This window comes from Phenylobacterium sp. FG114 (genome assembly GCF_057809855.1).
Window position 1 is genome coordinate 461,517 of record NZ_JBMDKU010000001.1, and the last position, 24,098, is coordinate 485,614.

The 24,098-nt window shown below is 70.4% G+C and carries 21 protein-coding genes; 10 read left to right on the forward strand and 11 right to left on the reverse strand.

The window, feature by feature from the left end; all coding sequences use genetic code 11:
* Positions 1-41: 41 nt before the first annotated feature.
* From ACODSY_RS02380 to ACODSY_RS02390, 3 genes are all read right to left on the reverse strand, one after another.
* Positions 42-227, reverse strand: coding sequence for a DUF1328 domain-containing protein (locus ACODSY_RS02380; protein WP_068877826.1), 186 nt, complete (start codon positions 225-227; stop codon positions 42-44).
* Positions 228-299: 72 nt separating this feature from the next.
* The gene (locus tag ACODSY_RS02385; RefSeq protein ID WP_488950023.1) at positions 300-692 is read right to left on the reverse strand and encodes a hypothetical protein; all 393 of its coding nucleotides are present in this window, start codon (positions 690-692) and stop codon (positions 300-302) included.
* A gap of 13 nt (positions 693-705) precedes the next feature.
* Entirely contained in the window at positions 706-1,020 is a 315-nt protein-coding gene (locus ACODSY_RS02390) for a glycine zipper domain-containing protein (protein ID WP_488950024.1), read from the reverse strand.
* A gap of 137 nt (positions 1,021-1,157) precedes the next feature.
* Here ACODSY_RS02390 and ACODSY_RS02395 point away from each other — a divergent pair, with 137 nt between their 5' ends.
* Positions 1,158-2,564, forward strand: a complete 1,407-nt coding sequence (locus ACODSY_RS02395) for an HWE histidine kinase domain-containing protein (protein ID WP_488950025.1) — start codon at positions 1,158-1,160, stop codon at positions 2,562-2,564.
* Between the two features lie 329 nt (positions 2,565-2,893).
* On the opposite strand, the gene ACODSY_RS02400 is transcribed toward ACODSY_RS02395, so the two are convergent.
* The 3 genes from ACODSY_RS02400 to ACODSY_RS02410 form a co-directional block, all read right to left on the reverse strand.
* Positions 2,894-4,105, reverse strand: a complete 1,212-nt coding sequence (locus ACODSY_RS02400; protein ID WP_488950026.1) for a CaiB/BaiF CoA transferase family protein — start codon at positions 4,103-4,105, stop codon at positions 2,894-2,896.
* Positions 4,106-4,165: 60 nt separating this feature from the next.
* Positions 4,166-5,047: a lysozyme inhibitor LprI family protein gene (locus tag ACODSY_RS02405; RefSeq protein WP_488950027.1), complete on the reverse strand. Its 882-nt coding sequence runs from the start codon at positions 5,045-5,047 to the stop codon at positions 4,166-4,168.
* 88 nt (positions 5,048-5,135) lie between these two features.
* Complete coding sequence (locus ACODSY_RS02410) at positions 5,136-6,158, reverse strand: serine hydrolase domain-containing protein (RefSeq protein ID WP_488950028.1); 1,023 nt, start codon at positions 6,156-6,158, stop codon at positions 5,136-5,138.
* 143 nt (positions 6,159-6,301) lie between these two features.
* Here ACODSY_RS02410 and ACODSY_RS02415 point away from each other — a divergent pair, with 143 nt between their 5' ends.
* Both ACODSY_RS02415 and ACODSY_RS02420 read left to right on the forward strand, forming a co-directional pair.
* A complete protein-coding gene (locus ACODSY_RS02415) occupies positions 6,302-7,021 on the forward strand; it encodes a glutathione S-transferase C-terminal domain-containing protein (RefSeq protein WP_488950029.1) in 720 nt (239 codons plus the stop codon).
* 108 nt (positions 7,022-7,129) lie between these two features.
* Positions 7,130-8,410 carry an MFS transporter gene (locus ACODSY_RS02420; protein WP_488950155.1) on the forward strand — a complete coding sequence of 427 codons (1,281 nt, stop codon included), beginning with the start codon at positions 7,130-7,132 and terminating at the stop codon, positions 8,408-8,410.
* A 28-nt stretch (positions 8,411-8,438) separates the two neighbouring features.
* Here the strand turns inward: ACODSY_RS02420 and ACODSY_RS02425 are convergent, their stop codons facing one another.
* Positions 8,439-9,470, reverse strand: coding sequence for a phosphatase PAP2 family protein (locus ACODSY_RS02425; RefSeq protein WP_488950030.1), 1,032 nt, complete (start codon positions 9,468-9,470; stop codon positions 8,439-8,441).
* Between the two features lie 27 nt (positions 9,471-9,497).
* A complete protein-coding gene (locus ACODSY_RS02430; RefSeq protein ID WP_488950031.1) occupies positions 9,498-11,291 on the reverse strand; it encodes a hypothetical protein in 1,794 nt (597 codons plus the stop codon).
* A 350-nt stretch (positions 11,292-11,641) separates the two neighbouring features.
* Between ACODSY_RS02430 and ACODSY_RS02435 the strand changes: the two genes are divergently transcribed.
* The 5 genes from ACODSY_RS02435 (at position 11,642) to ACODSY_RS02455 (ending at position 14,901) form a co-directional block, all read left to right on the forward strand.
* Positions 11,642-12,079: a hypothetical protein gene (locus tag ACODSY_RS02435; RefSeq protein WP_488950032.1), complete on the forward strand. Its 438-nt coding sequence runs from the start codon at positions 11,642-11,644 to the stop codon at positions 12,077-12,079.
* A 40-nt stretch (positions 12,080-12,119) separates the two neighbouring features.
* On the forward strand, positions 12,120-12,458 hold the full coding sequence (locus tag ACODSY_RS02440; protein ID WP_488950033.1) for a hypothetical protein: 339 nt from the start codon (positions 12,120-12,122) through the stop codon (positions 12,456-12,458).
* A gap of 11 nt (positions 12,459-12,469) precedes the next feature.
* The gene (locus tag ACODSY_RS02445; protein WP_488950034.1) at positions 12,470-13,435 is read left to right on the forward strand and encodes a hypothetical protein; all 966 of its coding nucleotides are present in this window, start codon (positions 12,470-12,472) and stop codon (positions 13,433-13,435) included.
* A gap of 43 nt (positions 13,436-13,478) precedes the next feature.
* Positions 13,479-13,925 carry a hypothetical protein gene (locus ACODSY_RS02450; protein ID WP_488950035.1) on the forward strand — a complete coding sequence of 149 codons (447 nt, stop codon included), beginning with the start codon at positions 13,479-13,481 and terminating at the stop codon, positions 13,923-13,925.
* Between the two features lie 79 nt (positions 13,926-14,004).
* The gene (locus tag ACODSY_RS02455) at positions 14,005-14,901 is read left to right on the forward strand and encodes a matrixin family metalloprotease (protein ID WP_488950036.1); all 897 of its coding nucleotides are present in this window, start codon (positions 14,005-14,007) and stop codon (positions 14,899-14,901) included.
* 70 nt (positions 14,902-14,971) lie between these two features.
* Here ACODSY_RS02455 and ACODSY_RS02460 read toward each other — a convergent pair whose 3' ends face one another.
* From ACODSY_RS02460 to ACODSY_RS02470, 3 genes are all read right to left on the reverse strand, one after another.
* A complete protein-coding gene (locus ACODSY_RS02460; RefSeq protein ID WP_488950037.1) occupies positions 14,972-17,191 on the reverse strand; it encodes an NAD(P)-binding protein in 2,220 nt (739 codons plus the stop codon).
* 46 nt (positions 17,192-17,237) lie between these two features.
* A complete protein-coding gene (locus ACODSY_RS02465) occupies positions 17,238-18,839 on the reverse strand; it encodes a winged helix-turn-helix domain-containing tetratricopeptide repeat protein (protein ID WP_488950038.1) in 1,602 nt (533 codons plus the stop codon).
* Positions 18,840-19,337: 498 nt separating this feature from the next.
* Complete coding sequence (locus ACODSY_RS02470; protein ID WP_488950039.1) at positions 19,338-20,528, reverse strand: TetR/AcrR family transcriptional regulator; 1,191 nt, start codon at positions 20,526-20,528, stop codon at positions 19,338-19,340.
* Between the two features lie 225 nt (positions 20,529-20,753).
* Here ACODSY_RS02470 and ACODSY_RS02475 point away from each other — a divergent pair, with 225 nt between their 5' ends.
* Both ACODSY_RS02475 and ACODSY_RS02480 read left to right on the forward strand, forming a co-directional pair.
* On the forward strand, positions 20,754-23,024 hold the full coding sequence (locus tag ACODSY_RS02475; RefSeq protein ID WP_488950040.1) for a TonB-dependent receptor: 2,271 nt from the start codon (positions 20,754-20,756) through the stop codon (positions 23,022-23,024).
* Between the two features lie 14 nt (positions 23,025-23,038).
* A complete protein-coding gene (locus ACODSY_RS02480) occupies positions 23,039-24,097 on the forward strand; it encodes a tyrosine-protein phosphatase (protein WP_488950041.1) in 1,059 nt (352 codons plus the stop codon).
* Position 24,098: the final 1 nt, after the last annotated feature.

The window sequence follows — 24,098 nt, forward strand, 5'->3', positions numbered from 1 at the left end:
GACGGCGGAGCGCAATGCGGCTCCGCCTCCGATCGCCTGCCTTAAAGGGGGCCCGGGCCGACGCCGCGGCCGCGCACCAGGTGCATGACCAGCGAGACGACGAACAGGACCAGGAAGACGAAGAACAGGATCTTGGCGATCCCCATCGCAGCGCCGGCCACCGAGGTGAAGCCGAGCACGCCGGCGATCAGGGCGACCACCAGAAAGGTCAGAGCCCAACCGAGCATGTCATTATCTCCGTTCGCAGACCGAACTGCCTGCGGCGAAGGCAACGCTTCGAGGCGGGTGGTGTTCCGCGCCTACTTCTTCGGGGGCGCGGTATTGTTGCCGGCCAGGAAGGCGCTGACGAGGGCGGTCACCATGGCCGGGTTGCGCACCATGACGGTCACGGCGACGGCGGCCGCGCCCACCGCAACGATGGGATGTTCCCTGGCGATGGCGATCGCCTTGTCCACCGGCGAGGGCGGCGGGGCCGCGGCCGTCTTCGGCGTGACCTTGCGCGTGGCCAGCAGGGCGACGACCACCGCCACCAGGGCGAATACCGCGGTCACCACGGCCGCGCCGCCGGCCGGGCCGATGTATTCCCGCGCCAGCGCGTAGATCGCGAACGAGGCCGCGACGATGCACACCGCCACGGCCGCCGCGACGGCGGCCACCGCCGCCGCGAAGTTCAGGATCCGCTTGAAGTCCAAAGCCTTACGGAGATCAGCGCTTGGACGCCGAGGCGAGCAGCATGCCGATCAGGACGCCGACGCCCAGCGCCGCGCCGGTGGCGGCCAGCGGGCGGGCGCGGATCTGTTCGCTGGCGATGCGGCTGGCCTCATCGAGCTGTTCGCCGGCCTGGTCGGCGTAGACCCGACTCTGGGCGCGCACCTGTTCCAGCGCCTGCTGGACGGTGGCCTCGATCCGCTTGGCGGCGTCGGCGATCGCCTTCTGGGCGTCGGCGGTGATCTTGGCGGCGGTGTCGTTGGCCGCGTCGGCCACGTCTTCGGTCGTCAGTTGGCCGGACTTGGGCGGCATGGGTTCGTCTCCGAGCTGAGCTTGGCGCGCTGCAACATAGGGGGTTATCCCAACGGCCGCAAAGCCCCTGACAACCCCAACGAAAGTTTGCACTGTTTCCCGTCGCCTACGGGCGTTTGCTTGCCTATGTTCGATTCATGACGCGCGAGTTGGGAGACCACTCGAATAGAAGCCGCCTCGGGCTGGCGCTCCAGGCCGCCGGGCTCGGCGAGTTCGAATGGGACCTGCGGAACCGGGTCTTCCATGTGAGCGAGCGTATGGCCGCGATCACGGGTCTGCCCGCGGGCGAGCTGCCGGTCGAGAACAACGACATCCTCGAGACCTACGTCCATCCGGACGACAAGGAGCTGATCCGCGCGCGCCGTTGGGAGGCGCTGAAGGTCGGGGACACGTTCGACGTCTCGTTCCGCATGGCGCCCGAACACGGTCGGCGGTGGCTGAGGATGGCCGGGATCGTCACGCGCGAGGAGTCGGGGCGGCCCTGCGCCATCACCGGCATCATCGAGGATATCAGCCAGCGCCACCTCGAGGAGGGCCGGCGCGAGCACCTGATGGCCGAGCTGGACCACCGGGTGAAGAACGTGCTGGCCGCGGTCCAGGCCCTGGCGCAGCAGACCGCCAAGCGCACCACCTCGCTGGACGCCTTCCTGCAGACCTTCGGCGGGCGGCTCAAGTCCATGGCCTCGGCCAACGAGCTGCTGACCGCTGCCCGCTGGCGCGGCGCCGCGATCGACCACCTCGCCGCCGCCGAGCTGGGCGCGATCGCGCCCGGCCAGACCAGTTGGGAGGGGCCGGAACTTTTCCTGACGCCGCGCGCCGCCAACGCGCTGTCGCTCGCGCTGCACGAGCTGGCCACCAATGCGGTGAAGTTCGGCGCCCTGTCGGTCGAGGGCGGCCACGTGCGGCTGCGCTGGACCGCGCGGGCCGGCGGCGGGTTCGAGCTCACCTGGACGGAAAGTGGCGGGCCGACCGTCTCGCCGCCCGCCCGCCAGGGGTTCGGCTCGACGCTGCTCGACCAGGTCACCGGGCGCGAGCTGAACGGCGACACCAAGGTGGACTATCGACCGGCCGGGGTGACGGTGCGGCTGCGGGCCGGTCCCCAGGCCATGGCCGACCGGCCGGAGGTGGTGCCCGAGGCGCCCGTGGCGCGCGTCACCGAGACCGTGGCCACCTCGCGCGGACCGGCCAGCCTGAAGGGCGCGCGGGTGCTTATCGTCGAGGATGCGGTGCTGCTGGCGCTGGAGCTGGAGACCGGCCTCTCGGAAGCGGGCGCTCAGGTGATCGGGCCGGCCTACGAGCTGGAGGAGGCCATGGCGCTTCTCGACCAGCCCATCGATGCGGCGGTGCTGGACGCCAATCTGAACGGACGCTCGGTGACGCCGGTGGCCGAGGTGCTGCACCAGCGCGGCATCCCGTTCGTCTTCGCCACCGGCTACGGCGAGACCGGTGGAGCCCCGGGCGGCTTCGACGCCGCGCCCGTGATCCGCAAGCCCTATGACGTCACGCAGGTGTCCGCCGCGGTGGCCGAGCTGCTGGGCGCCTAGCTTCACCATACCGCGAATTCGATGATCTGGTCGGTCCCCTCGGCCCACGCCCGCTGCGCTTTGCGAGAACGCAAGTCATGGAACGCATTAGCCATTCTCGTTAGCCATCCGCCGCGGCGCCCTGCCGCGCGGCAGCCTGGCGCTGGGACAAGTCGCCACCTCTGCAATGGGCCGCGAGCGCTCTATCCCATCGCCCGAGAGTTCGCGGCCGATGTCGCGGAGGCCAGACCGGTGGCCAAGGGAGTTCGCCCGGAAACAGGCGACCCGGATCTCGACGCTCGGTCCGCGGCATAGGTCGCGGGCCGGCGGACCCTTCGGGGCATCGCGTCCTAGACGACGCCCGCCGCCTTCAGATCCGCCAGCTTTTCCGCCGTCACGCCCGCGCGTTCGGCCAGAACCTCGGCCGTATGCTGTCCCAGGGTCGGGCCGGGCCAGCGGACCTTGCCCGGCGTGGCCGAGAGCTTGGGGAAGGCGTTCTGCATGCGGACCGGGCCGAACACCGGATGCTCGACCGACACGATGGCGTCGCGGGCCGCGAACTGTGGGTCCTCCAGCATGTCGGGCGCGCGGTAGACGCGGCTGGCCGGAATGCCCTTGTCCTCGAGCAGCTTCAGCAGGTCGTTGAGGGCGAAGGTCGAGGTCCAGTCGGCGACGATGCCGTCGAGCTCGTGCTGGTGCGCGCCACGGCTGGCGTGGTCGACGAACTTGGGGTCGTCCTTGAGCTCGGGACGGCCCATAGCCTCGGTCAGGCGCGCGTAGACATTGTCGCCATTGCCGCCGATCAGGATCATCTCGCCGTTGGCGCAGGGATAGGCGTTGGACGGCGCGATCCCGGGCAGGATCGAGCCCGACCGTTCGCGGACGTAGCCGGTGAGGTCGTATTCGGTGATCAGGTTCTCCATCACCGCCAGCACGCTCTCGTAGAGGGCCGCGTCGATCACCTGGCCCTGGCCGGTCTTCTCCTTGTGGTGCAGCGCCATCAGGATGCCCATGACCGAGTGCATCGCCGCCAGGCTGTCGCCGATGGAGATCCCCGCCCGCGCGGGCGCCCGGTCCGGCTCGCCGGTCACATAGCGAAGGCCACCCATCGCCTCGCCGATCAGGCCGTAGCCCGCGCGCTGCGAGTAGGGCCCGGTCTGACCGAAGCCGGACACACGGGCCATGATCAGGCCCGGGTTGTCCTTGGCCAGCACGTCGTAGCCCAGGCCCCACTTCTCCATGGCGCCCGGCCGGAAGTTCTCGATCACCACGTCGGCCTTGGAGATGAGCTGCTTGGCCAGCGCCTGGCCTTCAGGCTTGCGCAGGTCGAGACCCACCGACTTCTTGTTGCGCCCGATTACCGGCCACCAGGGCGAGAGGCCCTTGGGCAGGCTGCGGCCCCATTGGCGCATGGGGTCGCCGACCTTGGGGTCCTCGATCTTGATCACCTCGGCGCCGAAGTCGCCCAGGATCTGGCCGCAGAACGGCCCGGCGATCAGCGTGCCCATTTCGATGACGACGAGGCCCGCGAGCGGGCCGGCAGGTGCGGTGGTCTCGGTCATGGCCCTGGCTTAGCGTGGCGCAGGCCGCAGTGTAAGCCCCGGTGACGCTGGGTGAGATCGTCAATTTGATTGTCGGTCGGGCTCAGGGGCGACGGCTTGCGCCCGGAGATCGCGGATGCGGCGGTCGTAAAGCCGCGCCAGCGTCCTCGGATCCGACACCGGGTCGCGCTCGGCCCGCCAGGCGGCCTGGTCGGCGCGCAGGGCGACCGGGTCGACGCCAGCGTCGAGGGCGCGGCCATAGGCGTCGCGCAGCTCCCGCTCGAGCAGGTTCAGCGCCAGGTCGTGGCACAGCAGCCGGTCGGCGGACGTGGGCGGGTTCGCGCAGGGATCCACCCGGCGGGGTCGCGACACCGCGTCGTCCGCCGCGGTGTCGGCGGACCTGGCCTTGAGCGCCGGCGGCGGCGGTTCCGGCGCCGGTTTCGGCGGCCTGTGTTCGGGCTGGGCAGGCGGAGGCGCGGCTTGGGGTTCCGGCGCGACCGGCGGGTCGAGCCGGGCGACCGCGGCGCGGGGCGTGGCCGGCGCGGGCGTCACGGCGAGGCGGGGCGAAGCCGGGGCGGCCGCCGGAGCCGGTTCGGGCGGCGCGGGACGGGGAAGGCCCGGGGCGCCGAGGAACCCCCAACCGAAGGCCACCCCGAAGGCGACCGCCACCGCCGCCAGGCCGAAGGCGAGGGGGCGCGGTCGCCGGGGCGCGGGTCTGCCCACTCCGTCGAGGCGCAGGTCGTCCGCGCCGGCGAAGGGCTCGTCCCGCGCCCACATAGGCGCCACGTCGTCATCCTCGTCGGCGGGCTGTGCGAGCGGCCGTGGCGCGGCCCCGCCGGCGGCGCGCGCGTCGAGCTCGGCCTGGACCTGGTCGGCGAGTCCCGCCTGTCTCCGTGCCCGGGCCTGGTCGCGCAGGCGCAGGAGCTCCGCCCGGTTCAAGATGGATAGGTCGATCCGCAGCATGGCCCCTGCCACCGTCAGCACCCGACCCCAGCGCGGGCAGGGTGGCCGCGACCGCCGCTCGAGGCAAGCGGAGCCGGAACGGACCGCGCTAGGTGAGCGCCTTGGAGAGGCGCAGCCAGAGCTGCTGGTCGAAATCCCTGTCGATGGCCGCCTGGCCCATGCGCACGACCACCAGCTTGCGGCTGGGGACCACGTAGAGCTTGCGGTCCATCGCGCCGAGGGCGGCGACCAGGTCGGCCGGCGCGGCGGGGATGAGCGGCCCCTCGCTGCGGGTGGCCAGCGGGCGGATGGCGTGGTCCGACCCGTTCAGCCACCACAGCCGGCCGTAGGCGGGGTTTGTCGCCGAGCGGGCGAACATCGCCTGGAGACCCGCCTCCGACACCACGCGCCGACCATCCTGCGCCTTGCCGCCATCGAGGACCAGCTGGCCGAACCGCGCCGTGTCGCGCGGACTGGTGACCAGGCCCGTCGGATTGCCCACGTCGCCCATGGCCGCCGGCCGCTTGCGCCAGGCGGTGTCCTTCATTCCGGCGGGAACGGTGAGCCAGTCGCGGGTGATCGTCTCCAGCGGCGCGCGGGCCGCGGCGGCCAACACCCGCTTGGTCACCGCATAGACCGGGGTGTTGTATAGGAAGACCGAGGCGGGCGGGGCGGCGTAGGCGAAGTCCACCCCCAGCCCCGAGTTCATCTGCAGCAGGTGGATGACGCGGATCGCCCGCTCTTGGTCGGTCGTCGTCTTGGACCAGCCGGCGCCGACGTAGTCCGAGACCGGCCGGTCGACGTCGAGCAACCCCTTGTCGGCGGCGATGGCGGCGAGCACCGCGACGAAGCTCTTCTGCTGCGACGCCACGTCCTCCAGCAACGCGCCGTCGGCGTTGGTCTCGTAGGCCATGGTGGCGCGGAACTGGGCCGCGTCGGCCGGGACCGGCCAGTTTCGCTCGATCACCGTGCGGTGGTCGTGCACCACCAGAAAGCCGGTGGTCTTCTGGGCGCGGGCGTAGTCCAGGACCTCCTGCATCGCGGACGACGGCGGGGGCGCCGCGAAGGCCGGCGTGGCCGCCAGCGCGCCGGCGCCGGCGAGGATCAGCCTGCGGGTGACGGTCGAGGACATGGGCGGCTCCGGACGCGTGACGGCCGGGTGTCGCATGCCGCGCCGCCCGTGGCGAGGCGCCTCCCCCGCTGCAAATCTACATCATCAACTTCGTTGACACTCGCGGGCCGGCCCCGCCACCTTCCCCCTCAGGGAGACCACCGATGATCGAGCTGCATTTCACGCCCACGCCGAACGGCCAGAAGATCTCCATCGCGCTCGAAGAGCTGGCGCTGCCCTACCGGACGATCAGCTACGACATCTTCGAGGGCGACCACCTGTCGGCCGCCTTCGGCCGGGTGAATCCGAACCACAAGCTGCCGGCGATCGTCGACCTGGAACCGCCCTTCGGCGGCGGGCCACACGCGGTGTTCGAGTCGGGCGCGATCCTGCAGTACCTGGCCGAGAAGACCGGGCGGCTGCTGCCCGCCGATCCGCGGGCGCGCAGCATGGCGATCCAGTGGCTGACCTGGCAGGTGGCGGGCCTTGGGCCCATGGGCGGGCAGGCCTCCCATTTCATGCGCTATGCGCCCCAGCCGATCCCCTACGCCATCGAGCGGTACGGCAAGGAACTGCAGCGGCTGCTGGCGGTGCTGGAGCGGCGGCTGGGCGAGGCGGCCTATCTGGGCGGGGACGAATATTCGATCGCCGACATCGCGGTATGGCCCGGCCGGGCGGCGGCGGGACTGATGAACATCGACATCGAGAAGTATCCCAACACCCACCGCTGGTTCGGGGCGATCGCCGCTCGCCCGGCGGTGCAGCGGGCGGTGGGCGGCGACAAGGCGCTGCCGGCGAAGTACGCGCAGAAGCAGGCCAAGCTGACCGCCGCCGAATGGTCGAACCTCTTCGGCGAGCGAATGCTGGAGGCGGTGAAACAATAGCGGAAACGACCCCGGCCCGGACCACTCGCCAATGTGACGAACGGCGATTGCCAACACGCCCCGATTGAGGAGTCCTACCGGGAGGGGACCGGCGGGGGCGTGGCGATCATGACGGGCGAGGCGCAGCGCGCGGCCGCGGCATCGGGGGTGCGTCCACGGCATGTGGCTGCCGTCGTCGCGGGGAATGCGCTCGAGGTCTACGACTTCCTCACCTACGCCTTCTTCGCCGCGCAGATCGGCCGGACCTTCTTCCCCGCCGCCGAACCCACGGCGAGCCTGCTGGCGTCGCTGGCGACGTTCGGGGTCGGCTTCCTGATGCGGCCGTTGGGAGCGGTGGTGATCGGGCGGATCGGCGACCGGCGGGGGCGCAAGCCCGCCATGCTGATCACCTTCGGCCTGATGGGGCTCTCGATGACGGGCCTGGCCCTCACCCCGTCGCACGCCAGCATCGGACTTGCCGCGCCAGCCCTGGTCATCTTGTTCCGCCTCGCCCAGGGCTTCGCGCTGGGGGGAGAGATCGGACCCAGCACGGCCTTCCTCCTGGAGGCCGCGCCGGCGCACCGCCGCGGGTTCTTCGTCTCGCTGCAGTACCTGAGCCAGGACGCCGCGATCCTGGCCGCGGGCCTGGTGGGCTTCACCCTCGCCTCGCTGATGACTGAGGCGGCGCTGGACGCCTGGGGATGGCGCGTCGCCATGCTGATGGGGGCCGTGATCCTGCCGGCGGGTTTCGCGCTGCGCCGCAGCCTGCCCGATGTGGGGCCGCCGGCGGAAACCGCCCCCGTCCGGCCGGCTCCGGCGATCTGGCGAACGACGGCGCTGGCCGTGGTGCTGCTGGGCGGCGGCGCGGTGGCGACCTATGTCCAGACCTATCTGACGACCTACGCCAGCTCGACCTTGGCGATGTCGGCCCGGATCAGCTTCCTGCCCACGGTGTCGATAGGACTGTTCGGCGTGCTGCTGAGCCCGGTCGGCGGCTGGCTGTCGGACCGCTACGGCCGCAAGCCGGTGATGATCCTGCCCTGGCTGCTGTTGCTGGCCACGACGCTGCCCGGCTTCTGGTGGGTGTCGCAGACCCGCTCGGCGATCGTGCTGATTGGGTGGGCGGCGCTGATGTCGGCCTGCCTGGCGCTGGCCATCACCTCGGTGCTGACCTGGGTCGCCGAGTCGCTGCCCGGCCGGGTCCGCAGCACGGCGGTGGGGCTCGTGTACGCCGTGGCCGTCTCGGTCTTCGGAGGATCGACCCAGTTCGTGGCCGCGTGGCTGACGAAGGTCTCCGCCAGCCCGCTCGCCCCGGGTTGGTACATGTCGGCCGCCGCCCTCGTGGCCCTCGGCGCCATGCTGCTGGCGCCCGAGTCCGCGCCCGCCCGAAGGCGATCCGGGCGAGGATGAACGCACCCTCCCCGCCCGGGCCGTGGAGCTATTCGGCGGCGATCGGCTGGGAGTCCCAACCCGCGACGAACTTCATCGCGTCGTCGATCGTCGGCCGCGGCAGGCCGGCCACGTGCTCCAGCAGCGCCATCGAGAGGTCGTAGGGCGAGCCTTTCGGCTGCTTCGAGATCTCGGCGTAGACGCGGCTGCGATTGGTGATGGTGTCCCAGAGCCAATCGCGGCCGGTGTCGTCAGGGCACACGTGGGTGCACATCAGGATGCCGGTGAGCCACGACGAGATGTTGTCGCTGGGATAGTGCACGCCGCCGAAGACACGACGGTCGCCCACGTCGATCGTGTGCCGCGCGAGCGCCCTCTGGCCCTCGGCCTTGTTGGCCGGCGCCATCCTCTCCAGGGCATACCAGGCGGTGACGCCGCCCATCATCGCCTCGACGCAGTGGCCGCTGATCATGGCCGGCGTCACCGCCGACTTGGCGTGGTTGTGGGCGAACTCATCGCGGCCCAGCAAGAAGGCCATCTGATAGGCGCGGGGCCGCTGGATATCGCGCTTGACCTCAAGGTCGACGTTCCCGGCGGTGCGGCCGATACCGGGCAGGTAGTCGCTGAGCACGGCCTCGATGGTCGGCGGATCCACGACGTCTGCCAGGTACAGCCGTAACGTGGCGTCGATGCTGCGATTGAGGACGATCACGCCGCCGTCGTCCTTGGCGTCGGCCTCGTCCTCGAGCACGAACAGCTTCTTTTGCGGGATGGTCTTGCCGTTGGGCAGCGTCTCGTCGCCGGCCAGCAGCGGACGCAGGACCTGGAACAGGTCGAAGTCCGCGAGCGTGAGCTCGTGCTTGAGCCTGTCCGCTGGCCCGACCCAGCCCGTGCCGCGGACGTAGCGCGGCCACAGGACATGGCTGAGAAGGTCGCTGACGCCCTCGCGCCACGTGCGCCAGGGGGTTCCGTTCGGATCCCAGGCGTCCGGGGCCGGCCCGCCCGTGTCGGGCGCGCCGATCTGGCTCTCCCACTCGTAGATCATCCGGCCATAGGGCGGATATTGAGGGGTCGTGGTCATTGGACAGGCCTCCCAGCTGTCAGGTTATCAAGAGACGCCGGTCGCAGCGGCGACCAGGCGTATATCCGCCTTCGGGCGTGCCGGTGCGACGGGCCGAGCGTCGGGCAGCAGCCGCGCCCGGCGCAGGGCGGCGGCCAAGGCCGCGCGGTCGCGGCCGCGTCCGAAGGGATAGGTCTCGAGGTGGCGGTCCCAGCCGAAGGCCGGCTCGTCCTGCATCAGGCGCTCGTGCTCGCGCCGCGCCTCCTCGAACTGCCCGGTGAAGCAGAGGGCGCCGATAAGCAGCTTGCGCATGTTGGTGAAGGTCGGCCGCTGGTCGAGCTGGCGGCGGCACGCGTCCATGGCGGCCGCCCAGTCGTGGGCGAACCACGCGATCACGGCCTGGAACGACTCCATGAAGGACCGGTAGGGATCATGGATCATCAGCGCCTGTGCGCGGGTCAGGCGTTGGGCGGCCTCGTCGATGCGGCCCAGATAGGCGTAGGTGAGGCTCGAATAGCCCCACGAGAAGCCGCAACTGGGATTGGAGCGGACGGCGCGCTCGAACAGCGCCTGGGCGCCCGCGAAATCGTGGTTCAGAAACGAAGCGATGTGGCCGCTGAGAGCCAGGGCCAGCGAGTCGCGAGGATCGCAGGCGATGGCATGCGCCGCCTCGCGGCCCAGCCGCTGCAGGTCCGCGTCCGGCTCGCCGCTCCAACCCTGCGCCAGACCGGTGACGCGACAGAGCGCAGAGAAGGCGAAGGCGCGCCCGTGCAGCGGGTCGGCCACGAGCGCTTGCTGCAGCAGGGCGGTCGCCTGTTCCCACGACGGCCGGTCGAACCGGTAGAGCAGCGGCGTCGCCTGCAACACGCAGTCGTAGCTGTCACGCGAGGCCGGCGGGCGGCGCATCGCCTTGCGAGTCTCGATGGCCAGGATTTCGGGGTCCAGCTGCTCGACGACGCGTTCGACCACTTCGGCGATCGCCGAATAGGGCAGCGGGTATTGCGTCTGCACCGCGCCGGTCCAGGCGATGATGTCGCGATCGGCCTGGTCGATCAGGCGCACCACCACGCGGCAGGCCTCGCCCAGCCGGTTGATGTAGCCCTCGAGCCGATACTGGGCGTCCACCGTGTGCGGCGCATGGCTATAGCGGACCTGAAACCAGCGGAAGCGCGCGAGCGCGGTGACGATCTCCTGGGTCAGGGCGGGCGCCACATAGTCGTCGATCGCGTCGGCGCCGATCTGGATGAGCGGCGCCACCGAAAGCACCAGGCCCCGTGACGGCTCGTGCTCGGACGCGGCGGCCGGGGCGGGCGGCAGACCATCGGGCGCCGCCGGGGTCCCGACGACACGTCCGGCGCGCCGCGTGGCGGCCAGATCCTTGCGCAGCCCCTGGATCCAGGCGTCGAACTGCGGATCGAGGCCGACGAGCGTCTCCAGAAGCCGCTCGACGCCGGCCGGTGCGGGCCCCGGCTCCGACGCGGGCTCGTCCGCGCGGCGGCTCAGGCCGTCGATCCACACACGCCCGCGCGCCAGGCCGATGCGGTCGCGCTGGACGGTCAGCAGCTCGTCGCCGCAGGAGCCCAGGGCGGCGCGCAGTTCCAGCAGGCTCTGCCGCAGGCTGGCCCGCCCCTGCTCGCCCCAGCGCCGGCTCCAGAGGAGCTCCACGAAGCGCTGGCGCGGGACCACGGCGTCAGGCGAGAGGGCGAGATAGGCGAGGATCGCCTGGGCCTTGCGACCGCGCGGCAGCACGCTCTCGCCGCTGAAGCTCCGCGCGTCCACGGGGCCGAACAGCCGCAGCCTGACGAGCGGATCGACGACCTGATTTGGCTCGAAGACGGCCATCCCAACCTGTCCCCCATGACAGCGTTATTAGAACGCTACACCCCAGCTTGCGCTACAACCTTCCAGCGATTTAACGATGAATTCACGGCGCGGCGGCGCCTGATGCGGCGCTGTCCGGCCACGGCCTCACCGGGGAAACCGCTGGCTGATCAGAGACTTGGCTGGCGACGACCGACCTGGCGGCGGGTGCGTGGCGATGCGCGAGGACCACCGCCGCGGCGGCGGCGAGCGGTGCTCAACCCACTGAATTAGCGGTGATTTAGCGCGCGGGTCGATTTGGCCCGCCCTACTCCTTGGCCATGAACGGCGCACGGCCCACTGCGGTCGTCGCCCTGCCGAAGAGTGGAGCGATGGAGTTCACCCTGCAGAGCAAGCTGTTGGACACCGGCCGCGCGGCGGTGCGCCTGAAGGCCCGCCCCGACATGTGGCCGCTCAGCGTCGAGCTGACCGTCGAGGCGCACGTCTATCTGCACGACGCCGACGTGGTGCAGGCCCTCGAGACCCACGGCCGGGCGCTGTCGCAGGCCTACAAGGACGAACGTTCGGCGCTGTGGCGCCAGGTCGGACCGCCCGACGGCGGCGACGAGGCCGAGCTGGCGGTGTCCTGGCTGGCGATCGCCAACGCCGCTCCGCAGGCGGACTACGTGGCGACCCTGACGATCCGTGACGGGCGCGGCGCCCTGCTCGAGGCGTGGCCGGGCTCGCAGAACCCGACCCGCGTCCCGGGCCGCATCGGCCCGTCCGGCAATCCCACCGACATCGGCCGCATCGGCATCACCGTCGGCTAGGCCGCCACCCGGCGGCCTCGAACAACCAAAGGGGGCAGACATGTCAGACGATAGGAACCGCACCAGCTCGGCAAAAGACGCCGAAGCCGGACTCGCCGAAAGGCTGCACGGCATGGTCGCAGAGGATCCCGTGCGAGCGCTCCTGATCGTCGGGCTGGACGCCTACAACAGGGACGCCCGCGACCTCGTCGCCGACCCGCCGCAGGACGGCGAGACGATGGGCGCGCTGGGCCTGGGCGACCTGGTGCTGGACCACTTTGTCCGGGACTGGATCAACGAGAAGTTTCGCCTGCCGAACGGGCGACCGTTCCTGATCCGCGGGCAGCTCAAGACCAGCCACAAGTTCTCCGACGTGCTTGCCATGTGCAAGCCGGCTTGAGGCGGAAACCGATGCACAAGCACAGCTTCCTGGTACTGGCCCTGGCCGGCGCGCCCGGCGCGGCGTTCGCCCAGACCCTCACCCTCACCGGCGACGAGGCCCCGGCCCTGGCGCCCTGGACCCAGCCCGCCAGCATCACCTACGTGGACAGCTCCGAAAGCGACGACGACAAGTTCGCCATCGACGCGGCGCTGAAGCTGGAGCGGGCGCTGCACGGCAAGACGGCGGACACCGTCTTCGTACGCGGCGTGGCCCACGTCAGTGACCAGGCCAAGAAGGAGCAGGAACTCTACAAGCTCCAGGCCGGATTCCACTTCGAGCGGAAGTACGGCGGAACCATTGATGCCAATGGCATAAGTACGGGCGCGCTCTCTGTGTTCACCGACGTGTCCGTCGGCTGGAACAGCACGGCGACGTTCCCCAAACCGAACGACGCCGCCTGTGTCGCCGACCCAACCCTGCCGGCCTGCGGGACGCAGCACCAGAGATCCTATCGGCTCGCGGTGGACGTCCAGCCCTTCATGCAGACCTGGGAAAGCTCGGTCGCGGTGGTCCAGAATAAGACCAGCCGCAACTTCGCCTACTCGTTCGCGCCCCGCCTGGTGCTCTTCCACGACGAGGTGACGGACGCGGTGCTGAACGACGCCGGTCTGAAGGAAGACGGCGGCGTGGCCGGCGCGATCCTGTCCTTCAACATGGCGTTCTCACCACCCCTGCTCGACCATCGGCTGCTGTTCCGATCCTCCGTGCAGCAGATGCAGACGTTCCACAGGTCGAGCCCACGCAAGCCGGTGTTCGACAGCAGCACCAGCCTGTTCAAGGCCTCGGTCGACTACGAGTTCGGCGCCCGGACCTGGGAGCAGGGGTGGGCCCCTTCGATCGGCGTCGCCTACAGCTCCGGCGAGGATCCGCTCGATGGTCGCAAGGACAAGCACGACGTCACTGTCGGACTGCGCCTGACCTACCGGGGCGGCTGAGCCCGCGCTCACCGTCCAACCCCATCAACAGCGAGATCACGCCATGCCTCCCTTCGAAAAGATGCAAGTCGCCGTGGGCGTGGTCGCCATCGGCTGCGCGCTGCTGAGCTTCCTCGTCTACCTGGTCCTTAGCCTTCGGCGGCCGGCGGCGGAGGCCGTGGCGAAGAGCGCCCACGACACCGCCGACCTGGTCCGGGCGCGCGCCGCGGCGGTGACCCCCGCGGAGGTCACCGAACTGGTGAAGGCCCTGGCGTCGCTGGGCGAGAGCCTTGCGAAGGCCGGGCCGGCGCTGTGGTCGATGATCGGGTCCGTGCTGTTCCTGCTGATCGCGGCGATCGCGGCCGGCGTGCTGCAGGCAAAGCCCGCCGCGCCGCCGGCGCCGGGGGGCGGGGGCGCCGTCGACCGGCCAGCCGCCGTGGGGGCGGCGGCCCCGGGCGGCGGCGCCCCACAGGCTCCGGCCCGGGAAGACCTCAAGGTGAAGCGGCCCTAGCCCTGGACCGCAGTGTTCGACGGGGCGTCACGCGGACGGCGCAGGCCGGTTCGCACAACAACCGAAAAGGGGTGCTGAGATGGAAGACAAGACGACCTCCGGCCTGCGGGCCGATCACGTCGACACCGAGCATGTGGATCCGGCCCATGTGGATCCGGAACATGTCGATCCCGAGCACGTGGACCCTCGGCCGGAGGACGATCCGTTCGTCACCTGCGGCCCGGAGGAGCGGCCGGCGGAACCGCCCGCGCACGTCCATGTCCGGCACGGGTTCAAGTGCCTGACGGAACGGCGCGGCTTTCCAGAGCCGCGGCGCGGCTCCGGTCCGTTCAGTCTGTGGGTGGACGCCTCGGAGGGCGTTGTGCCGCTCTGGGACCGCGACGTGATCCTGCGGTGGCGGTTCGCGGTGGGCACGCTCAGCCATTTCCGCAATCCCGCCTCCGCCGGCGCGGCGATCGAGCGGCTGCTGGGCGAGGCCATCCTGAAATGGGGCGACGCCGCGCCGGTCCGCTTCACCAAGCGCGATGACGCGAGCGCCGACTTCGAGATCGTCGTCAGCCCCGTGGACGACTGCGAGGACGGCGCCTGCGTGCTGGCCAGCGCCTTCTTCCCGGACGGTGGGAGCCACAAGCTGCGGATCTATCCGGCGATGTTCCAGCAGACCCGCGAGGAGCAGGTCGAGACCCTGATCCACGAGGTGGGGCACATCTTCGGCCTGCGGCACTTCTTTGCCGCCATCTCCGAGACTGCGTGGGCCGCCGAGGTGTTCGGCGAGGATAGCCGCTTCACGATCATGAACTACGGGCCGGACAGCTTCCTGACCGACCAGGACAGGGCCGACCTGAAGCGGCTCTACCAGCTCGCCTGGTCATGCGAGCTGACCAAGGTGAACGGCACGCCGATCAAGCTGATGCGGCCGTATCACGAGGCCACGTTCCCGCATCGGGCCCTGGCGATCGCCGCGGCGAGCGCCTGACCCGCCGGCGCTGATCCGAAAGCGAAGGGGGACGCGGACCGGTCGGTCCACGTCCCCTGTCGCGTGAGGGCTAGCCGACCACCTTGCGGAGGTAGGGCTGGGCCTCGGCCACCGGGGGCGGGACGTGCTCGCGGTGGTCGGCGTCGGGACGGGGCATCGTCGGGTAGCCGATGATGGTGTCCAGGGCCGGCGCGCCGCAGATGGCGTAGCTGGCCAGCTTGCCGCTCATGGTCGCGCCCTCGAAGCTGCCCACGTTCAGGCCGGTGTAGATCCAGTCGCCGGCCAGGGTGAGGTTGTCGAAGCCCGAGCCCCAGGCTTCCAGGCGGCACTTCACGCTGCCCGGGGGCGAGGTGACGTAGCGCTCGGTGGGGTCGATGTTGGCGCGCCAGAACTGGCTGTCGAACCGCTGGACGCCTTCGGCGCGCAGGGCGCCGGGGCCGGTCTCGCGGCTGTCGACCAGCAGGTTGAAGTCCAGGCCCATGGCGTCGCCGACGCCATAGTTGGCGCGGGTGGTGGCCTTGGGCAGCATGGTGCCGATCGTCGCCGACAGATACTGGATGCACTGGGTCTTCACCCGCTCGGACTGACGGCGCGGGTAATCGGTGTCGGAGAACGGCGGCGGCGGCTCGTAGTCCGGCATCAGGCCGCAGAAGTACCAGAGCGCCTTCGGATAGTTTTCCCTGGGCCAGCTCTCCCACTTCAGCAGGTCGGGGAAGTTGGCGTTGCCGTTCGGCGGGCAGAAGTAGGTGCCGGTGAGCGCCAGCTCGTTCTTCGCCGGATTGACCGGCTCGGCCCAGCCCAGCTCGTACATGTCCTTGGAGAGCCAGATCTGCATCGCCTGGGTCTGCAGGGCCGGGATGGTGTCGACCATGTCTTTCCAGGCGCGGTCCTCGGCCATCAGTTCCTTGCAGAGGTACTGGACGGCCCCCAGCGAGATGGCGAAGACGACGTGGTCGAAGTCGACGCCGTGGCGCAGAGTGCGCGGGTGCTTGAGCGCCGGGAAGGCCCCGTTCGGCCAGCCGTTCCAGTACGACTCCAGGTCGATGCCGGTGGCGCGCAGGTATTCGCCCTGCTCAAGCTGGTCGTAAAGAGGCCGGTGCGGCCAGGACGGCAGGCCCTTCACGTCGATGAGCGGCTGGTAGCCGGCCTCGGGGTCCTTCAGCGTGGCCTGGACCGTCATCTCGATGGCGCCGACGTGGCGGCGGTTCACCGGGTCGAGGCGCAGGCTCTCCACCTTGTGGAAGAACTCGAACTTCACGCCGCGGCGCTTCAGCACCTCGTACATCGGGGCCACGACGGTCTCGCCCGTGCCGGCCGCGAAGCTCCAGATCAGGTCGCCCATGTAGGCGCAGGCTCGAAGGGTCCAGTTGAGGTAGCAGCCGGCGCCCATGCGGGCGGCGCGGCTCGTGTCGCCGTTCGGGCTCTGGTAGCAGATGTTGACCGTGGTCAGGACCACAGGCGAGGCCAGGGTCGCGGCGCAGCAGCCATGGCGGCTGAGCCAATCGCTCCAGTTCTCCTCGTCCAGGCGGTCGTAGCCCTCGACCTCGACGTTGTCCTTCAGGGCCCCGACGATCAGGGCGGCGTAGAAGTCTAGCGTGATCAGGGCGCGGCGCAGGTCGTCCGCGTGGTTGGCGATGTGCGGCGCCAGGACGTCGACGGTGTCGACCACGCCGGTGATCAGCTTCCGGAGGCCCTCGATCTCGCGCACCAGCGGATGGTTGGGACCTTCCGAGAGCGGAACCGTCTCGACCTGCTGCTTGGCCTTGTTCAGCACCAATTGGATGCCGTCGCCGACGATCTTCGGCACGCCCTTGGCGGCCGTCAGCATCTCGCCGACCTCGGTGATGATCGCGACGATCGCGGTCTCGAGGCCCTTGTAATAGCTGCCGTCGGTGGGCGGGATGCTGTTGGATGGCGCACGGGTGGGCCAGGGGGTCAGGCGGTCTTCCTGCCATTCCCAGAGCATGGTGAAGCCCGAGCCCAGGAACGCTTCCTGGAAGGTCGCGAGCGGCGCGCCGGCGGGCCGGTTCAGTTCGGTGTAGACGTCGTTCATCATCGGCAGGGCGTTGAAGTAGCTGCCCATGAAGCCGTGGATGCCGTGTTCTTCGATCCGGTCGTTGGCGCCGCGCGACGATGCGCACTTGCCGCCGAGCCGCCAGCCGAGCTGGTAGACGGTGATGTCGTACTTGTCCCGCCAGTCGGGCTGGCTGCTCAGTTCGAAGGCGGTCACGAGACCACCCATGCCGCCGCCAAGGATTGCCACCTTCTGCGGCCCGTTCACGTTGGACATGATCCCCATCCGGGGATTTTGCCCCCGGCTCGCCTAGGTTGTTGACCTAGACACCTTGCCACCCAGCCTTTTGAAGAGAGTTAACGAGGCGATCCAGATGTTCGCCGTGGGTGAAGGGGTGTCCGATCTTCAGGGCCTCGATCGGATAGCCGGTCTCGTTGCTGCGCCCCGGGCCTGCGCGGGAACGGGCGAGGCGCTCGCCGCCCTCCAGGGCCTGGCCGGCCTCGGCCATCCGGCCCCCGGCGGCGTAGCAGGCGGCGAGGAGGTAGTGCAGCGGGAAGCGCTCGGGCCCCCGGGCGCAGGCGTCGGCCGCATCCCGCGCGGCGGCGTCGTACTCCCCGGTGATGAACCGGGCGACGGCCTTGCTGCGGAACCACAGCCAGGCGTGCGGATCGTTGGGGCTGGCCGCGATGGCCCGCTCGGAATAGGCGATGGCGCCTTCGGAATCGCCCTCGAACGCCAGCAGGCGTCCCAGTTCGCCCGAGGCGGTGGCCAGGTAGGGATTGAGCTCGAGCGCGCGGCGCTGCTCGGCCTTGGCCTCGGCCTGGCGACCCAGCATCGAGAGCACCACGCCCAGGGTATAGTGTGCGAAGGCGTCGGAGCCGCCGGCGGCCACGGCCTTGAGCGCAATGCGGTGCGCCTCGGCGACGGCGGCGGTCGGGTCGTCGGAGGTGCCGACCCATACTTCGAACAGCTTGCAGTGCGCCAGGATCGAGAGCGCCGAAACATCGTCGGGCTCGAGCGCCAGCGCCTGTTCCAGCAGGATCTCGGCCTGGCGGACGTCGGACGCGGTGGAACGCCAGAAATGGCGGCGGCCGCGCACGAACAGGCGCCAGAACTCCAGGCTGTGCTCGGGCGTGCGCAGCGCCCGCACTTCCTCCCGCTCCAGCACCGCCGGCTCGATGGCGCCGATGATCGAGGTGGTGATCTCGTTGAGCATCGAGAACAGGTCGGACATCGGCCGGTCGTAGCGGGACGACCAGGCGCTGGTCTCGTCGGAGCCCTGGATCAGTTCGACCGACACGCGCACCGAGCCGCCCAGGCTGCGCACCTTGCCGTCGAGGACATAGTCGACGCCCAGGCGTGCGCTGATGGCGCCGGGCGGGTGGCCCACGACGTCGGACAGCACCAGGGCCTGGCGCGGCGTGACGGCCAGCAGCGGCGACTTCGAGAGGCCGGCGGTGAGTTCGTCGGCCAGGGCTTCGGCGAACCAGGCCTGTTCCTCGTCGCCGGGCTGGTGGGTGAACTCCATCACCACGATGCGGGGACGGGCCTTGCCGTTGGCCTTGGCGCGGGGCGGCGGATCGACGGGCATCGGGACGGGCGCCGCGTCGCTCATGGCCGCCAGCCGATAGCCGACGCGCGGGATGGTCTCGACCGCGAAGGCGTGGGCGTTGCGGGCCGCCAGCCGGCGCAGCTTCATCATCACCAGGGTGATCGCGTCGTCGCCCACCACGCGACCGTTCCAGCAGCGTTCAATCAGGTCGTCGCGACTGACGACGGCGCCCTCGGCATGCGCCAGGGTGACCAGCACCTGCATCACGCGCGGCTGCAGCACCTCGCGCCCCTGCGGAGAGACCACCTCGCAGGTGGGGGGCCGGACCTCGAGCGCCCCCAAGGAAAAAGCGGCCTGGTGGGCCAGCTGCATGGACTCCGATTCCCATTCAATTCCGCGGGGCCGACACCCTCACGCCGCCGCGCGTCCGAGCCTCGCCCTTAGCACAACCGGGACGGTCCGCCATTGCCCTGACGCAACTTTCGCCGAGGAAAGATCGGCTTCCGCTCGGCAAAAGATCGGGTGGCGTCCCTGTCAGCTCGGGCCGGCAAATGGTCTTCTGCGCTTCGGATTTCGACCCCTTCCCGAGGGGTGCGGCGGACCCGACAACCCCCGCCCCACCCCGGGCCTCGACGCTTGTGCTGGCGGAGAGGCGACGATCGTCATGTCGTTGGAAGGATCATCGCAGTCCCGCGGCGGGCCCTGTCCTTGCAGGTCCGGCGCGCCAATGCGGTCTTGCCGAAGCGTCTGGGGAGGCGCTCAGGCCGGTCCACATCCTCCGCAAGGACCCGCGGGCCCTCCTAGACCCGCGGGCACTTTTTGAAGCCCTCGACCCGGCCGGGTCGGGGGCTTTCTTTCATGGGCCGGGCCTCAATCGGGCTTCGGCGACCGCAGCCGGAAAAGGGCCGCGCCGGCGCGTTCGACGGACCGGTCCATCGCGGCCCGGCGCTCGCGAGGCCGCAGGTGGCTCAACCGTTCCTGCACGCCCATTCCGAACGCAGACCAGACAAAGGCGTCCAGCCGGTCGACGTCACCCCCGCCGTGCAGCGCGAGCCAGGCGGCCGAGGTCTGGCCCGAAAGCCGGCGGAGGCTGAGCGCCACGGCCCGGAGGTCGGCGTTGCGCGAGCCGGCGAGGAACAGCGCCTGCATGGCCGCGATCTCCCAGCGCATCTCGCCGTCGGGCGACAGCAGCGCCTGGCTGAAGCCGGCCGCGCCATGGCGGCCCGCGCCCAGGGCGGCCACCGAGACGCCGTCGCGGAGCTGCGCGAACGCGGCCAGCACGATGTCGGCCTTGGTTTCGAAGAAATAGGTGGTCGAGGCCAACGAGAGGCCCGCCGCGTCGGCCACGCTGCGCAGCGTCACCGCGTGCAGACCCTGGCGCCCGATGATCTCCAGCGCCGCGGCGACCAGCCTTTGCGCCCCGGCGGGCCGGGCCGGCAGCGAGCCCGGCGGCTCGGCCTCGGCCAGCCAGGGCGTCGCCGCCGGCGTCGCGCGTCCTTCCATCCGCTCGGCCGCGCGCACCAGGGTCGGCGATAGCCAAACCAGGGCGTCCCAGGGTTCGTCGTCAAGCAGGGCGAACCGCGTCGCGGTGCGCGCCAGGTTGGCCCAGACGTCGGCGGCGTCGGGGCCCGCGCCCAACGCTCTCGCCGCTTCCCGCCAGAAGGCGTCCTGCGCGGCGTGTTCGCGGCGCACCAGGTCCGCCAGCTCGGGCGACTCGGCGCCGGCGAGGGCCTCGAACTCCAGGAGCGTGACGGTCTCGCCGCGCGTCGTGAACGCCAGGTCGAACACCGCGGCCAGCATGAAGGTCCAGACCGGCGAGCCCGCCGTCAGCCCGTCCAGCCGGCGGGCTCGCCAGGCCGTGCGGCGTCGGGCGAGCGCCCGATGCACCTCGATCAGCAGGCCGTCGCGGCCGCCGAAGTGGTAGTTCACCGCCGAGGGACTGACGCGGGACTGCGCCGCCAGGGCGCGCGCCGTGAGTCCGCCCAGGCCCTTTTCGACGGCGATCGCGGCCGCCACGTCGGCGAGCCGGCTGGGTACGAGGTCGGAAGTCGCCGCAGGCATCGGGCCGTTCTAGCGCGTCCCCCCAGATCCTCGGAAGCGGTCACTGTACAACTGTTCGACGCATTTTTGACCCGTCGCAGCCAGGATCCGAGCAGACGGGCCGAATTCTCTCTGTAACTGACCCGCACGCCCGGCTGCGTCACCCACTCATCATAGAACCGTCGCGCTGTTCACATGTTCGAAAACTAGGGCTCGCCCCGCGATCAACGAGAGCGGGGGTGTCCTATGTGCGGGTCGGTTCGGAAATGGCGGGGCGGGCGGTCGGCCCTGTTCGCAGGCGCGGCCCTGGCCGTCATGGCGGGCAGCGCGGCATGGGCGGCCGAGGCCGACGGCGCGGGCGACGGGACCGGGCTCGAAGAGGTGGTGGTCACCGCGGAGAAGCGTGAGACCAACCTGCAGAAGACTCCGGTGGCGATCTCGGTCCTGGGCGGCGAGCAACTGGCCGACCGTCACGTGCAGAGCCTGGCCGACCTGATGACCAGCGGAGCGCCGTCCCTGCGGGTGGCGCCCTTCTTCTCCCGCAACTCGGCCCTCACCGTCGGCATCCGCGGCATCGTGCCGTTCGACGCGAACCAGCCCAGCCGCGACGCCGGGGTGGGCGTCTATCTGGACGGTGTGTACCTCGGGCGCTCGCAGGGCCTTGGCGTGGCGCTGTTCGACATCGAGCGGATCGAAGTGCTGAAGGGCCCCCAGGGTACGCTGTTCGGCCGCAACTCCACCGGCGGGGCGGTCAGCATCGTCAGCCGCCGGCCGTCCGGCGAGTTCGGCGTGCGCCAGACGATCGGCGTGCGGAACTTCGGCGGCTACAGCAGCGAGACCCACCTCGACCTGCCGGCCTGGAACGATGTCAGCGTGAAGATCGACGGGGTCGTGGTTCGCCGGGATGGCACGACCGACAATCCGCTGGCCGGCGAGGAGGACTGGAACAAGATCGACCGTCGCGGGATCCACGTGGGCGGCCGCTGGAGCCCGACCTCGGACTTCGACGCGCAGCTCGATTTCGACGATTCGTATGACGCCTCGACGCCGTACTACGTCCAGCTGCTGGACAAGAATCCGGCCGCGCCGCCGCTCGCGCCGCTGGTGCAGGTCCAGTCCAGTCGGGCCAAGGCGGGCGACATCGGCGTCCCGTCCCAGGACAGTATCGGTAAGACCCAGGGCTGGACGCTGCACCTGTCGTGGAGGCCCATGGAAGACCTGGAGCTGCGCTCCATCTCCTCGTACCGCCGGCTCAAGCAGAGTCAGTACGACAACGGCATCGGGGCCCACGCCGGCGTCTTCACGCCCAATGGCCGCTTCGCCCGCTACAGCCTGGCGTCGCTGCGCCAGAAGCAATGGAGCCAGGAGTTCCAGCTGATCGGCGACGTGGGCCAGATCCACTACGTCGGCGGCCTCTACTATTACCACGAGGCGGGCGATGACGACGCCTGGACGCCCAACACCCTGCAATGGAACGCCACGGGCACAACCGCCACGCGGCTGCCGACGTTGGAAGCCGGGGCCTCCTGGATCTTCCCGGACCGGGCCTCGACGGCCAAGGCCGACAGCTACGCCGCCTTCGGCCAGCTCACGTGGACGCCGGCGGTGCTCGAGGAGCGCCTGCACCTGACGGTGGGCGGGCGGCTGACGCACGACAAGAAGAGCGGCCGCCTGTTCAAGGTGAACGGCGCGAACACCAACTTCACTTTCGACCTCAAGGACGACCGGTTTGATCCTGCCGTCACCCTCGCCTACGACGCCACCGACGACATCCACGTCTACGGCAAGTGGGGCACGGCCTATCGCGCCGGCGGGGCCAACTCGCGCTCGGTCAGCTACCGCGCCTTCGGGCCCGAGGAGGTTGAGACCTTCGAGGCCGGCTTCAAGAGCGAGTTCTGGGAGAACCGCGCCCGGCTGAACGTGGCCGCGTACGAGACCCGCTACACCGACATCCAGATCGATTTCTCGGCCACCAACCTCAACAACTCGAACCGCGGCACGCTGGAGACGGTCAATGCGCCGGGCCACGGCAAGATCAAGGGCTTCGAGGTCGACGGCCAGGTGGCGCCCGTCGAAGGCCTGACCCTGTCGCTGGGCTTCGCCCAGACGGTGGGCCACCTGCCGGCCGCGGCCAACCCGTTCGCGGGCGGCCGCCTCACGCCCGTCTACATCGTCTACACGCCCAAGAACGCCTACACCGCGGCCGTCGACTACGCCCGGCCGCTGGGCTTCGCCACCCTGCGCGCCCACATCGACGCCAACGTCTCGGACGGCTACCGCGCCCAGTCGGGCGAGGCGACGCTCACCGACGACTCCGCGGTAGTGAACGGACGCCTGGCGCTGGCCGACATCGAGGTGGCCGGCGGGGCCCGCATGCAGGTGGCGCTCTGGGCCCGCAACCTCTTCGACGAGGACCACACCATCGTCGAAAGCCGCGCCGCGTACGCCGCCGGAGGCTCGTTCGGCATCTTCAACGAGCCCCGCACCTACGGCCTCGACCTCACCTTCGAATTCTGACCGGGAGCCCTCACATGCGCCGCAAGCTCGCCCTCACGCTCGCCGCTCTTCTCGTGACCGGCCAGGCCCACGCCGCCGTCACCGGCGAAAAGGTCGAACGCCCCCAGCCCGACCAGGTCGTCGTCACCTGGACCGACACCGATCCGGTGGACGTGTTCGTCGCCGACAAGCCCGACGCCGCGCTCTCGGCCGCCAGGCTGGTGTCCGGCAAGGACAGGGACGGCCGGTTCGAATTCACCGCTGCGCCGGGCTCTCGCCCCTACTTCCTGCTGCGCGATGGCGGCGACGGGCAGGTCTCCCGCACCGCCGAGCGGGCGCTGCCGCTGCAGCAGGGCTCGAACTTCCGAGACCTGGGCGGCTATCCGGCGGCCGGCGGCAAGCATGTGCGCTGGGGCCTGATTTTCCGCTCGGGCGCGACCCCGATGCTGACCGACGCCGACCTGATGATGATCAAGGCGCTGAACCTCCGGGAGATGGTCGACCTGCGCTCCAGCGAAGAGCGGTCGCTGGCGCCCACCAGGATCCAGGGCGTCCCCTATGCCGCGGTCGGCTACTCGATGACCGGCCTGATGGGCGCCGGCGCCACGCCGCCCGGCCTGGACCAGATGGGGGCGATCTACCGCAATTTCCCGGCCTTGCTGGCGCCGCAGCTGCGGCTGCTGTTCGCCGACCTGCTCGCGGGCGGCGCGCCGGTGGCCTACAACTGCTCGGCGGGCCAGGACCGCACCGGGTTCGCCAGCGCCCTGATCCTCAGCGCCCTGGGCGTACCCCGCGAAACGATCGTGGCCGACTATCACCTCTCGACGACCTACCGGCGGCCCGAGTTCGAGATGCCGCGCATCGATCCGGCCGCGACCTCCACCAACGCCGCCGCCGCGATGTTCGCCCGCTTCCAGCAGGACCCGAAATACAGGACGCCGCAGCCGCTGATGGACGGCGCGAAGCGAGCTTATGTGGAGTTCGCCCTGGCCGAGGTGGAGAGCCGCTGGGGTTCGGTCGAGGCCTATCTCAACAAGGAACTGGGCGTCGACGCCGCCGGGATCGCGAAGCTGCGCGCCATGTACCTGGAATAGG